9 protein-coding genes are annotated in these 12,303 nt (G+C 74.2%); 3 read left to right on the top strand and 6 right to left on the bottom strand.

Annotation, left to right across the window (positions count from 1 at the left end; all coding sequences use genetic code 11):
- Positions 1 to 4: 4 nt before the first annotated feature.
- From pepN to ACFWV2_RS18300, 4 genes are read right to left on the bottom strand one after another with little or no spacing between them, the layout of a single operon-like run.
- Positions 5 to 2,491 (bottom strand): aminopeptidase N, encoded by a 2,487-nt coding sequence (gene pepN, locus ACFWV2_RS18315; RefSeq protein WP_384406051.1) that lies wholly within the window; start codon positions 2,489 to 2,491, stop codon positions 5 to 7.
- 56 nt (positions 2,492 to 2,547) lie between these two features.
- Positions 2,548 to 3,534 (bottom strand): asparaginase, encoded by a 987-nt coding sequence (locus ACFWV2_RS18310; protein ID WP_384406050.1) that lies wholly within the window; start codon positions 3,532 to 3,534, stop codon positions 2,548 to 2,550.
- Positions 3,534 to 3,857: a chorismate mutase gene (locus ACFWV2_RS18305; RefSeq protein WP_384406049.1), complete on the bottom strand. Its 324-nt coding sequence runs from the start codon at positions 3,855 to 3,857 to the stop codon at positions 3,534 to 3,536. The genes ACFWV2_RS18310 and ACFWV2_RS18305 overlap by 1 nt, the downstream gene beginning before the upstream one ends.
- A gap of 11 nt (positions 3,858 to 3,868) precedes the next feature.
- Positions 3,869 to 4,756 (bottom strand): AraC family transcriptional regulator, encoded by an 888-nt coding sequence (locus ACFWV2_RS18300; protein ID WP_384406048.1) that lies wholly within the window; start codon positions 4,754 to 4,756, stop codon positions 3,869 to 3,871.
- A gap of 107 nt (positions 4,757 to 4,863) precedes the next feature.
- On the opposite strand from ACFWV2_RS18300, the gene ACFWV2_RS18295 reads away from it, so the two are divergent.
- Positions 4,864 to 6,618 (top strand): glycoside hydrolase family 35 protein, encoded by a 1,755-nt coding sequence (locus ACFWV2_RS18295; protein WP_384406047.1) that lies wholly within the window; start codon positions 4,864 to 4,866, stop codon positions 6,616 to 6,618.
- A gap of 84 nt (positions 6,619 to 6,702) precedes the next feature.
- Here ACFWV2_RS18295 and ACFWV2_RS18290 read toward each other — a convergent pair whose 3' ends face one another.
- Positions 6,703 to 7,473, bottom strand: coding sequence for a S1 family peptidase (locus ACFWV2_RS18290; RefSeq protein WP_384406105.1), 771 nt, complete (start codon positions 7,471 to 7,473; stop codon positions 6,703 to 6,705).
- 176 nt (positions 7,474 to 7,649) lie between these two features.
- Here ACFWV2_RS18290 and ACFWV2_RS18285 point away from each other — a divergent pair, with 176 nt between their 5' ends.
- Entirely contained in the window at positions 7,650 to 8,534 is an 885-nt protein-coding gene (locus ACFWV2_RS18285; protein ID WP_384406046.1) for a hypothetical protein, read from the top strand.
- Between the two features lie 244 nt (positions 8,535 to 8,778).
- Complete coding sequence (locus ACFWV2_RS18280; protein WP_384406045.1) at positions 8,779 to 10,248, top strand: ankyrin repeat domain-containing protein; 1,470 nt, start codon at positions 8,779 to 8,781, stop codon at positions 10,246 to 10,248.
- Between the two features lie 226 nt (positions 10,249 to 10,474).
- On the opposite strand, the gene ACFWV2_RS18275 is transcribed toward ACFWV2_RS18280, so the two are convergent.
- A complete protein-coding gene (locus tag ACFWV2_RS18275; protein WP_384406044.1) occupies positions 10,475 to 12,154 on the bottom strand; it encodes a DEAD/DEAH box helicase in 1,680 nt (559 codons plus the stop codon).
- Between the last annotated feature and the right edge of the window lie 149 nt (positions 12,155 to 12,303).

Below are 12,303 nucleotides of genomic sequence, written 5' to 3'. Positions count from 1 at the left end.
CGCGTCAGGACGAACGGACCGCCAGCGCCCTTCGCAGGTCGTCGAGCTGGTCGACCAGCTTGCGGTGGAGGGCCGGGATCAGGGTGTCGTCCTTCAGGTGGTGTTCGCCCAGCGACAGGGATTCGGGGTCGATGGCGTACGCCGGGAAGGCGTAGCGGCCCGCCGCCTCGGCCATGGCGGGGCCCCGGCGGGCGCCCAGCGCGGTCGCGGCGGCGTAGAAGCGGGGCACGTACTCCCGTACGAGTTCGGTCTGTTCGGGCTGCCAGAAGCCCTGGGCGGTGGCGGTGAAGAGGTAGTTGGACAGGTCGTCGGAGTCGAAGAGCGCCGACCAGGCCTCGGCCTTCGCGTCCGGGGTCGGGAGGGAGGCCCGGCAGCGGGCCGCGCCTTCCCGGCCGGTGGCGCTGGGGTCCCGTTCGAGTTCTGCGGCGATCACCGTCTCGTCGGTGGCGCCGAGGACGGCGAGGCGGGCCAGGATGCGCCAGCGCAGCTCGGGGTCGAGTTCGGGGCCGCCGTGGACGGTGCCGTCGTCGAGCCAGGAGGCAATCTTGGCGGGGGTGGTGGCGCTGTCGACGAACGCGCGGACGGCGGTGAGGCGCAGGCCGGGGTCCTCGCCGTCCTCGGTGCGGCGGAGCAGGGCGCGGGCGATCTCGCCGATCCCGGCGAGGGCGGCGGGGCGCTCGTCCTCGGTGACGTAGCGGTCGGCGATCTGGGTGCGGGCGAAGCCGAGGACGCCCTGGACGATGGCGAGTTCGGTCTCGTCGGTGAGGTGGGCGCGGGCGATCTCCAGGTACGTGCCGGGTTCGAGGTCGCCGTCTCGGACCATGTCGCGCAGCGCGTTCCAGATCACGGCCCGGGTGAGCGGGTCCGGGACGCGGGAGAGGCCGCGCAGGGCGGTCTCCTCGGAGACGTCGTCGAAGCGGAGCTTGCTGTACGTGAGGTCGCCGTCGTTGAGGACGACGAGGGCGGGGCGCGGGCCGGTCAGCTCGGCGGGTGCCTCCTGCGGGACGTCGAGCGCGCGGCGCTCGCGCAGGGCGAGTTCGCCGTCGGGCTCCCGGTCGTAGACCCCGACCTCGACGCGGTGCGGGCGGCTGCCCTCGTGGTCGACGGTCAGCCGCCAGCGGGCGCCCTCTCCGTCGAGGCGGGGGGTGAGGGTGTCGACACCGGTGGTGCGCAGCCACTGTTCGGCCCAGCGGTGGACGTCGCGGTCGGTGGCGGCGGCCAGGTTGTCGATGAAGTCGGCGAGGGTGGCGTTGCCGAAGCGGTGTCGCTTGAAGTGGATGTTGATGCCGGCGAGGAAGTCCTTCTCGCCGAGCCAGGCGACGAGCTGGCGGAGGGCGGAGGCGCCCTTGGCGTAGGAGATGCCGTCGAAGTTGAGGAGCGCGGAGGCGGTGTCGGGGACGGCTTCCGGGTCGGGGGCGACGGGGTGGGTGGAGGGCCGCTGGTCGGCCTCGTACCCCCAGGCCTTCCTGGCGATGCCGAAGTCGACCCAGGTGTCGGGGAAGAGGTCGGCGCAGGCTTCGTTGACGGTCTGGAAGCCCATGTACTCGGCGAAGGACTCGTTCAGCCAGATGTCGTCCCACCAGCGGAGGGTGACGAGGTCGCCGAACCACATGTGGGCCATCTCGTGGGCGATGACCATGGCGCGGGTCTGCCGTTCGGTGACGGTGACGGCGGAGCGGAAGACGAACTCGTCGCGGAAGGTGACGAGGCCGGGGTTCTCCATGGCGCCCGCGTTGAACTCGGGGACGAAGGCCTGGTCGTAGGAGTCGAAAGGGTACGGCTCGTCGAACTTCTCGTGGTACCGGTCGTAGCAGGCCCTGGTGACGGCGAGGATCTCGTCGGCGTCGGCGTCGAGGTGGGGGGCGAGGGAGCGGCGGCAGTGGATGCCGAAGGGCAGCCCGGCGTGCTCCGTGCGGACCGAGTGCCAGGGGCCGGCGGCGACGCAGACGAAGTAGGTGGAGAGCAGGGGGGTGGGGGCGGCCTTCCAGCTGCCGTCGGTCCCCTGCTCGGTGACGCCGTTGGAGAGGACGGTCCAGCCGTCGGGGGCGGTGACGGTCAGCTCGAAGACGGCCTTCAGGTCGGGCTGGTCGAAGGCGGCGAAGACGCGCTGGACGTCCTCCATGAAGAGCTGGGTGTAGACATACGACTCGCCGTCGGTGGGGTCCGTGAACCGGTGCATGCCCTCGCCGGTGCGGGAGTAGCGCATGGTGGTGGTGACGCGCAGCTCGTGCTCGCCCTCGGTGAGGCTCAGCGGGAGCCTGTTGCCGGTGAGGGAGGCGGGGTCGAGGGCCTGTCCGTCGAGGGTGGCGGAATGCAGGGTGACGGGCTTGAGCTCGACGAAGGTGTCCCCGGCGGCGCGGGCGGCGAACCGGACGGTGCTGGTGGACTCGAAGGTCTCTGCGCCCGTGGTGAGGTCGATGTCCACCAGGTAGCGGTGGACGTCGAGGAGCTGGGCACGGGTCTGCGCTTCGTCGCGCGTCAGTACGGACATGGGCCCTATGCTGCCCGATCGTCCGGTCGGCGGGCAGGGGTGGTGCGGGATACGCCTCAGGCGAGGCCCGAGCCGTCCAGGTGGGCGAAGGCGGCCGTGATGCGGGGGCGGTCGTAACCGCTGGGGCCGGCCGCGCCGCTGGAGAGCAGGGTGTGGAGCAGGATCCGGGCCTTGGCGGGGTCGAGGGGGCCGGCGGGGATCAGTCCGTGGTGGAGCAGGTCGTACTCGGAGCCGGGGCCGCGGTAGGTGTCCGAGAGGGTCGTGCCGCCGCCCGTACGGGAGGCCAGGACGACCGGGATGCGGCGGGCGAGCTCGGCGAGCGGGCCGACGAGCCACGCGGGGGCGTGTCCGGCACCGAAGGCGGCGACGACGAGGCCCTGGAAGCGGTCGTCGACGGCGTCGAGGAGTTCGCCGCGGTCGCCCTGGGAGAGGGTGACGAGCGCCACCCGGACGCCGGGGTCGAACCGCAGGGGGCAGGGCGCGGCGGGGACGGCGGGGCGGAGCAGGATGCGGGGTTCGCCCTCGACGACGCTGCCGATGGGTCCGGCGCCTGGCGAGGCGAAGGTGGCGACGGAGGTGGTGTGGGTCTTGCGGGCGAAGCGGGCGGTGTGGATCTCGTCGGCGAGGACGACGAGGACGCCGAGGTTCCGGCAGGCCGGGGCGGCGGCGACCGCGAGCGCGGCGGCGAGGTTGGCGGGGCCGTCGGCGCCCGGCAGGTCGGGGCGGCGCATGGCGCCGGTGACGGCGATCGGCTGCTCGGTGGTGCAGAGCAGGTCGAGGAGGAAGGCGGTCTCCTCCAGGGTGTCGGTGCCCTGGACGACGACCACGCCGGAGCCGGCGGCGACGGTGGCGCGGACCTCGGCGGCGAGGGCGGCGAGGTCCTCGTGGCTGAGGGTGGAGCTGGGGACGCGGCGGAAGTCGTTCAGGACGACGTCGTGGCCTCCGCCGAGCTCGGCGAGGACCTCCTGGCCGCTCATGCGTGCCGCGTCACCGCCTCGTGCGGAGATGGTTCCCCCGAGGGTGAAGACCGTGACGCGGGCCATCAGCGTGCTCCGTCCGCAATCGTCTCGTGGTGGCGGATGACCTCGGCGATGATGAAGTTGAGGAGTTTCTCCGCGAAGGCCGGGTCCAGTTTCGCGTTCTCGGCGAGTTCCCGCAGCCGGGCGATCTGACGTGACTCGCGGGCCGCGTCGGCGGGCGGCAGCTGGTGCCTGGCCTTGAGGACGCCGACCTGCTGGGTGCACTTGAAGCGCTCGGCGAGCATGTGCACGACCGCCGCGTCGATGTTGTCGATGCTTTCGCGCAACCGGGTCAGTTCGGCCCGTACGGACTCGTCGATGGCGTGGGGATCGGTGGGGTCACTCATGATCTGCGAGCTTAGACGGATCCGGGAAGGATCGTGGGCGGGTGTTCGGGATCCGGAACGCGGTCGCTCCAGCCGCCGTGCACGGACCGTCCTTGCTGCTCACGGAAGCGGATGGGGGCGGTGCCGACCCGGCGGGTGAACAGGCGGGAGAAGTAGGCCGGGTCGTCGTAGCCGACGCGGCGGGCGACGGCGGCGACGGGCAGGTCGGTGGCGGCGAGGAGTTCCTTGGCGCGGCCGAGGCGGACGGTGAGCAGGTAGTCCTTGGGGCTGCATCCGGCGGCGCGGCGGACGGCGGTGCGCAGTTCGGCGGCGGTCATGCCGTGCCGGGCGGCGTGGTCGGCGACGGTGAGGGGCCGGCAGGCGTCGCGGGCGAGGGCGGCGAGGACGGGGTCGCCGTCGGCGTGGGCGTCGGTGCGGGCGCGGCGCAGGGCGACGAGGAGTTCGTGGACGGCGGCCCCCGTCTCGACTTCCAGGAGGGGGTTGCCGGGGCGGGCGGCGCGGGCGATCCGGCTGATGGCGGCGCGGGCGGGAGCGGCGTCGGAGAGGGGGACGACGGGCCGGTCGGGTTCGATGTAGCCGAGTTCGGTGTACGTGGTGGTGGCGGGTCCGGCGAAGTCGACGAAGGCCTCGTCCCAGCCGGTGCCGGGGTCGGCGCCGTAGTGGTGGGGGACGCCGGGGGTCAGCCAGAGCAGGGCGGGTGCGGTGACGGTGGCGCGGCGCCCGTCGGCGGCCCGGTACCAGCCGCCGCCGGCGGAGACGACGACGGCCACGTGGTGGTCGAGGGTGCGGGGGCCGACGGTGGGCAGGGTGCCGTGCTGGAGTCCGACGCCGAGGCAGACCAGGCCGAGGCGGTGGTGGACCGGGCTGGGCGTGAAGTAGCGCATCCAGGTGTGGTACATGCGGTGGGCCCCTTCCCGGGGCCCGGCGGGCGGGCGGGCCCTAACGTCCAAACTGCGACGATCTTTGTCCATGGACCGGTCCGCCGCCAAGGGGCGAGGGTGCTGCCATGAGCGTGTTCGCTGTGGGTGACGAGGACTTTCTGCTCGACGGGCGGCCGGTGCGGCTGCTGTCGGGGGCGCTGCACTACTTCCGGGTGCGCGAGGAGCAGTGGGGGCACCGGCTCGGGATGCTGCGGGCGATGGGCCTCGGCTGTGTCGAGACGTACGTGCCGTGGAACCTGTACGCGCCGGAGCCGGGCCGGTACGGGGACGTGGAGGCGCTCGGCCGGTTCCTGGACGCGGTGGAACGGGCCGGGATGCGGGCGATCGTGCGCCCGGGACCGTACATCTGCGCCGAGTGGGAGAACGGTGGTCTGCCGCACTGGCTGACCGGACCGCTCGGGCGGCGGGTGCGGACCCTCGACCCGGAGTTCCTGGCGCCGGTGGAGACCTGGTTCCGGCGGCTGCTGCCGCAGGTGGTGGAGCGGCAGGTCGACCGGGGCGGGCCGGTGGTCCTGGTCCAGGTGGAGAACGAGTACGGGAGTTACGGCAGCGACCGGGGCTATCTGGAGTGGGTCGCGGAGCTGCTGCGTGACTGCGGGGTGAGCGTGCCGCTGTTCACCTCGGACGGACCCGAGGACCACATGCTGACGGGTGGTTCGCTGCCGGGGGTGCTCGCGACGGCGAACTTCGGTTCGGGGGCCCGGGAGGGTTTCGCGACGCTGCGGCGCCATCAGCCCTCGGGGCCGCTGATGTGCATGGAGTTCTGGTGCGGCTGGTTCGACCACTGGGGCACGGAGCACGCGGTGCGGGACGCGCAGGACGCGGCGGCGGCGCTGCGGGAGGTCCTGGAGTGCGGGGCTTCGGTCAATGTGTACATGGCGCACGGGGGCACGAACTTCGCGGGCTGGGCGGGCGCGAACCGGGCCGGTGAGCTGCACGACGGGCCGTTGCGGGCGACGGTGACCTCGTACGACTACGACGCTCCGGTGGACGAGGCGGGGCGGCCGACGGAGAAGTTCTGGCGTTTCCGCGAGGTGCTCGCGGCGTACGCGGAGGGGCCGCTGCCGGAGCTGCCGGAACCCCCGGCGCGGCTCGGGGCCCCGGTGCGGGGCGCCTTCGACGGCTGGGCGGAGCTTGACGCGGTCCTGGAGGTGCTGGGCGACGAGGAGTCGCTGACGCCGGTGCCGCCGACCTTCGAGGAGCTGGGCGTGGACCGGGGTCTGGTGCGCTACCGGGTGGCGGTGCCGGGGCCTCGGCAGCCGTACCCGCTGGGGGTGACGGGGCTGCGGGACCGGGCGGTGGTGTACGTCGACGGGGCCCTGGCGGGGGTGCTCGACACGGAGGAGGCGGTGCTCGCCGAGCCGGTGCCGGGGTCGGTGACCGTCGACCTGTGGGTGGAGTCGCTGGGCCGGGTCAACTACGGTCCCCGGCTCGGGGAGTCGAAGGGGATCACCGGCGGCGTACGGCACGAGCGGCAGTATCTGCACGGGTTCCGGGCGCGGGGGCTGCGGCTGGACGCGTTCGGGGCGGCGGCGGTGGAGAAGGTGTCGTTCGAGCCCGCGGCGGACCGGGGCGGACCGGGCCTCTACCGGGGGACGCTGGAGGTCGCGGGCGCCGGGGACGCGGTCCTGCGGCTGCCGGGAGCGACCCGGGGCTTCGTATGGGTGAACGGTTTCTGCCTGGGCCGGTACTGGGCGGCGGCCGGCCCGCAGGAGACGCTGTTCGTGCCGGGTCCGGTGCTGCGGGAGGGGGCGAACGAGGTGTGGGCGCTGGAGCTGGAGGGGGACGGTGTGCAGGGCGTCGAGCTCGGCGTCCTGTGAGTTCGCGGGGCGGATGACGGGGTCACGCGCATGCGGGTGCCCCGGAGCCGAGGCCGCTCCGGGGCACCCGTCCACGTGTCGCCGTTACAGCGTGGCCGCGGCCGACTTGATCGCGGCGGCGAAGGTCGAGACCTCCGTGTAGACACCGGGGTAGCCGGCCCGGGCGCAGCCCTCGCCCCAGCTCACGATGCCGACCTGGATCCAGGCTCCGGCGTTGTCCTTGCGGAACATCGGGCCGCCGGAGTCACCCTGGCAGGTGTCGACCCCGCCCTGGTTGTAGCCGGCGCAGATCTCCTCGGAGGGGACGAGGTCGCTGCCGTACGACGCCTGGCAGGAGGCGTCGGAGACGAACGGGACGTTCGCCTTGAGCAGGTAGCGCTGCTGCGACCCGCCCTCACGGGCGGCGCCCCAGCCGGCGACCGTGAAGGTGCCGCTGTTGTACGCCGTGGTCTCGGCGATCTTGAGGTTGGGCAGCGACGTGATGGGGCTGGCGAGCTTGATCAGCGCCCAGTCCTTGCCCTTGCCGTTGTAGCCGGGGGCCTGGAGGACCTTGGTGGACCGGACCTTGATGGCGCTGCTGCTCTGCAGGTCCACGACACCGGCGGTGGCGGTGATGCTGGTGTTGTTGCCGGAGCCGTTCACGCAGTGGGCCGCGGTGAGCACGATCTGCGGGGTGATCAGCGAGCCGCCGCAGCCCATGGAGAGCCTGACCATCCAGGGGAACTCGCCCTGGGCGGCGCGGACGCCGCCGACGACGGGGGCGGGGGCGGCGGAGGCCGTGGTGGTGGGCTGGAGGCTGACGGCCGCCAGGACGACGGCGCCGGCCGCGGCGAGCTTCTGCAGCGCGCGGACCATTCTGTTCTGCTTCACGTGTCTGCCTTCTTTCATGGGGGGTTGAGCCGACGGGGCAATGACATGCGCCCGTCAAGTCATGTCGGATTATGGGCGGGGTCCAACTGCCGCCACAAGAAAGCCTTTTCGGCCAGATCCAGCGGCGGGACCGTACAGTGGAGGAGAGGGGGGAATCCGGCATGCCGAACCGTCAGGAGGGCGACAGCGTCGCCCACGGCTTTCCGCACCGCGCCAGGATCGGGGCCTCGCTCACGGCGCTCTACCGGCGCCTCTCGGCGGACGGCGTGCACCGCTGTCCGACGAGCGTGCCGGCCGCCGACGTGGCCTTCGACGGCACCGAGGACCTCCACCTCGGCACCCAGCGGGTGGCCAGCGCCCTCGTCCGGCACCTGCGGCTGCCCGAGGCACGCATGGTGGTGAGCTTCCGGCCGATGGAACACGCGGCGACCGTCGAACTCGCCGCGGGCCCCGAGTACTTCGTGGAACTCAACGACCGTTTTCGGACCCGTCGCCGAGACATCGGCGCCGCTCTCGCCCACGAGATCACCCATGTTCTGTTGCACCGGCTCGGACTCGGCTTCCCCGATACCGAGGAGAACGAGATCCTCACCGATGTCGTCACCACCTATCTGGGTGCCGGATGGCTGCTGCTCGACGCCTACCGCCAGGACGGCGTGGAGAGCCAGAAGCTGGGCTATCTGACCCCGGAGGAGTTCGGCTACGTCCTCGCCAAACGGGCCGACGTGTTCGGCGAGGACCCCTCGCCGTGGTTCACCAGCGCGGTGGCGTACGAGGCATGGGTACGGGGCCGGGCGGAGGCGGACCGGGAGCGGACCCCGCCGCCGCTCGCCGGGGCGGGCTGGGCGGAGCGCCGGCGCTACGGCAGGGAGCGGCGACGGGGGCGGGCGGCCCCCGGCGCCCCGTACGCCTTCGAGGGCGGAGCACCGGCGACCGGCGTCTCGTTCCCCTGCCCGGTCTGCCGCCAGCGCCTGAGAGTCCCGGCGGGACGGCCGCTGCGGGCCAGGTGCGGGGTGTGCGGCACGGTGCTGGAGTGCGTGGGGTAGAGCGTGCGTGCCGGGCGCCGCGAGCCGTGCGGGACCTTCCCCCTGGAGAACGAGGGCTCTGGTGGGAGAGAAGGTCCTCGGCGCCGCCCGGGATGCCCGGCATGCGCAGGACGGGGCCGGTCTCCCCGCGTCCGTGCCGTCGGCGGACGAGGCGGTGGCCACGGCCGCGCACCTGCGGGAATCCGGGGGACGTGGCGGGGAATCGGATTTGCGCCGGACCTGCACGGCGGGTCAGGGTCGGCGCATGAGCATGTTGTTCGACGCCATCCGCGACGGGGACGAGGACGGGGCCGTACGGGCCCTGAGGGACGGGGTCGACCCCGAGTCCCGGGAGGACGGGGAGACCGCCCTGTACCGCGCGGCCGTCGGCGACGAGGCCGGAATCGTACGGGTGTTGCTGGCCGCGGGGGCGGACCCGGGCCGGGGCAGCGGTGAGGACGGCGGCGACCTGCCGCTCTGCGGGGCGGCCGTCGGCGGGCACGCCGAGGTGGCGCGGGCCCTCCTCGCGGCGGGCGCGGCGGCGGACCAGGAGGAGGCGTACGGTTTCACGGCCCTCGCGTGGGCCCTGCGGCTCGGGCACGCCGACACGGCCCGGGTGCTCCTGGAGTTCGGGGCCGATCCCGACCGGCGCGGACCCGACGGGATCCTCCCGCTCGTCGCGGCCGCCCGGCGCGGCTCCACCGGCTGCGTCAGGGCGCTCCTCGACCACGGCGCGACGGCGCGGGAGGCGGCGCTGCGGGAGGCCCGGCGGTGGATCGGCGCGGACATCGCCGCCGAGCTGCGGCGAGGGCTCGTCGCCGGGAACGAGGGCGGGCAGACGTACGAGGCCGTGGTCCGCCGGATACGGGAGGACGGTGGCGTGACGGTCGTCGTGGACCTGCTGCGGGAGGACGGCTCCCCCGGGCGCGGCGACGACCGCCAGACCGGCCACGCGGCCATCGCCACGCTCCTGGAGTCGGCGCTCGGACTGCGCACGTCCCACGAGGAGCTGGCGGCGCGGGCCCTGCGCTGCGGCGACCCGGAGCTCGACGACTGGACGACGGCGGTGGCCGAACTGGCCGACCGCGCCGACGAGGAGACCTTCGTGGCGGCGGCCGCGTGGTGCGCCTACCGCGACCCGCTGCGCCGGGCCCTGGGCGCGCGGGTCCTCGGCGCCCTGCCCGGCTTCGCGGCGAGCGCGGTCCCCGTGCTGCGGCGGCTCGCGGCGGAGGCGGCGACCCCGGCGCGGGAGCCGGCGCTCTCGGTGGTGTCGGCGCTCGGAGAGTGCGGGGACCCGGCCGCCGTGCCCGACCTCCTCGCGGCGGCCGGGCATCCCGACGCGGCGGTACGGCGGGCCGTCGCCGGGGCCCTCGCCGGGATCGTGCCGGCCGGGCACGTGGAGGCGCTCGGAGTGCTGCTCACCCTGAGCAGGGACGGTGACGCGCGGGTCCGGGACTGGGCGACGCTCGCGCTGGCCGAACTGCCGGACGACACCCCGCTCGTACGGGAGGGACTGGCGGAACGGCTCGGCGACCCCGACCCGGAGACGGCGGCGGAGGCGGCACGAGGGCTCGCGATCCGTCAGGACCCCCGCGCCGTGGACGCCCTGGCGTCGGCCCTCGCGGACGGCGACCCGGAGGGCCCGGCACGGGAGACGGCCCTCGCCGCCCTCGAGTACGTCCACGACCCCCGGGTCAGGACCCGCCTGGAATGGACGACACCGCGACGCGCGTGAGAGCTCCGGGGGGGGAGGCGGCTGCCTGTGGGCGCGGGGGGGGCGGGACGCGGGGGCCCTCGTCGTCCGCTGTCGGGCGGGTACGGCCGTACCGGAGCCGGGAGCACTGCGAGCGGGCGCCGTACGGCACCACCGCGCCGTACCGCACCACCGCGCCGTACGGCACCGCCGGGGCCCTCGCGGGTCCCCGGCGGTCACCTCTCCCGTACTGCGGGAGTCTCCCTCGTTACGAGTCGGTCGACCTCGGTCGGGAGCTGCGGGTGGCGCCGGCGCTCCGTGCGCGGCCGGTACCCGAGGTCTGACGGCCCGCGCGACCGGCGCCGGCCGCGGTGCCGCGGCCGGCGCCCGTGCCGGAACCCCGGCCCGAGCCGGAAGCGCGCCCCGCACCCGCGGTGGAACCCGCGGCGCGGCCCGAACCCGTACCCGTGGCGCCGGAACGCCCGGAGCCCGAGGCCGTACCGGTCGTCCCGCCGGCCGGGGCCGGACGGCGTCGCCGACGGTTGCCACCGCCGCCGCCCGCGCCGCCGGACGCCGCCGCCTTGCGCGGCGGGGTCGGCTGCGGGGTCTCGATGACGATCGGGACGCCCGAGGGCACCCGCGCGCCCGTCAGCTCGGCCAGCTCGTCGTCGCTGGACTTGATCTGGGCCGTACGGGGGCTGATGCCCGCGTTCGTCATCAGGCGGCCCATGTCGCGCTTCTGCTCCGGCAGGACCAGGGTGAAGACGCTGCCGGACTCGCCGGCGCGGGCGGTCCGGCCGCCGCGGTGCAGGTAGTCCTTGTGGTCCATGGGCGGGTCGACGTTGACGACCATGTCGAGGTCGTCGACGTGGATGCCGCGCGCCGCCACGTTCGTCGCGACGAGGGCGGTCACCTGCCCGGTCTTGAACTGGTCCAGGGTCCGGTTGCGCTGCGGCTGCGAACGGCCGCCGTGCAGGCCGGAGGCGCGTACGCCGTTGGCGAGGAGTCGCTTGACCAGCCGGTCCACGGACCGCTTGGTGTCCATGAAGAGGATCGTCCGGCCGTCGCGGGCCGCGATCCGCAGCGTGACGGCCTTCTTGTCGGTCTCGTCGGCCACGTACAGGACGTGGTGCTCCATGGTGGTGACCGCGCCGGCCGAGGGGTCGACGGAGTGCACGACCGGGTCGTCGAGGAACATCTTGACGAGCCGGTCGATGTTCCGGTCGAGGGTGGCCGAGAACAGCAGCCGCTGCCCGCCCGGCTCGACCTGCTTGAGCACCTTCGTGACCTGCGGCAGGAAGCCCATGTCGGCCATCTGGTCGGCCTCGTCGAGGACGGTGACGGCGACCTGGTCGAGCCGGCAGTCGCCCCGGTCGATGAGGTCGTGAAGCCGGCCGGGCGTGGCGATGAGGATCTCGGCGCCGCGCCGCAGCGCGGAGGACTGCCGGCCGATCGACATGCCGCCGACGACCGTGGTGATCCGCAGCCGCAGCGCGTTGGCGTACGGGGTGAGGGCGTCGGTCACCTGCTGGGCGAGCTCGCGCGTGGGCACCAGGACCAGGGCGAGGGGCGCGGTGGGCTCGGCGCGTCGGCCCGCGGTGCGGGCGAGGATCGCGAGTCCGAAGGCGAGGGTCTTGCCGGATCCGGTACGCCCCCGGCCGAGCACGTCACGTCCGGCCAGCGCGTTCGGAAGGGTCGCGGCCTGGATCGGGAACGGCTCCGTGACGCCCTGCTCGCCCAGGGTCCGCAGCAGGCCCTCGGGCATGTCGAGGTCGGCGAAGGCGGCCACCGCGGGGAGCGCGGGCGTCAGCGTCTCCGGCGGCGTGAACTCGCTCGGCGGCGGGGGCGCGGTGGGGCGGCGCCCACCGCGCGGGCCCTTCGGCTGCGACGTGGACTTCGCCTGGGCGGTGCGGGGGCCGCGCTTGGGGGCGCGTTCGGAGCGGGTCATGCGTGCCTTTCTGGCCGGTGCTCGCGGCGCAGCGGGGGCCCGCACCTGCACGGTGCGGGCCCCGGCTGCTCTACCCGGAACACGCGATACGGGCCCCGGATGCCTCTCCCGGAACACGCGGTGCGAGCCCCGGACACTGCTCCCGGGGC

This window comes from Streptomyces sp. NPDC058671, assembly GCF_042716475.1.
Lineage (GTDB): Bacteria > Actinomycetota > Actinomycetes > Streptomycetales > Streptomycetaceae > Streptomyces.
This window is presented reverse-complemented; position numbering and strand designations above follow the sequence as displayed.

Excerpts from the sequence above, each read along its gene's own strand:
- pepN (WP_384406051.1), bottom strand. The coding sequence starts at position 2,491 with ATGTCCGTACTGACGCGCGACGAAGCGCAGACCCGTGCCCAGCTCCTC.
- ACFWV2_RS18310 (WP_384406050.1), bottom strand. The coding sequence starts at position 3,534 with ATGGCCCGCGTCACGGTCTTCACCCTCGGGGGAACCATCTCCGCACGA.
- ACFWV2_RS18305 (WP_384406049.1), bottom strand. The coding sequence starts at position 3,857 with ATGAGTGACCCCACCGATCCCCACGCCATCGACGAGTCCGTACGGGCC.
- ACFWV2_RS18300 (WP_384406048.1), bottom strand. The coding sequence starts at position 4,756 with ATGTACCACACCTGGATGCGCTACTTCACGCCCAGCCCGGTCCACCAC.
- ACFWV2_RS18295 (WP_384406047.1), top strand. The coding sequence starts at position 4,864 with ATGAGCGTGTTCGCTGTGGGTGACGAGGACTTTCTGCTCGACGGGCGG.
- ACFWV2_RS18290 (WP_384406105.1), bottom strand. The coding sequence starts at position 7,473 with ATGGTCCGCGCGCTGCAGAAGCTCGCCGCGGCCGGCGCCGTCGTCCTG.
- ACFWV2_RS18285 (WP_384406046.1), top strand. The coding sequence starts at position 7,650 with ATGCCGAACCGTCAGGAGGGCGACAGCGTCGCCCACGGCTTTCCGCAC.
- ACFWV2_RS18280 (WP_384406045.1), top strand. The coding sequence starts at position 8,779 with ATGAGCATGTTGTTCGACGCCATCCGCGACGGGGACGAGGACGGGGCC.
- ACFWV2_RS18275 (WP_384406044.1), bottom strand. The coding sequence starts at position 12,154 with ATGACCCGCTCCGAACGCGCCCCCAAGCGCGGCCCCCGCACCGCCCAG.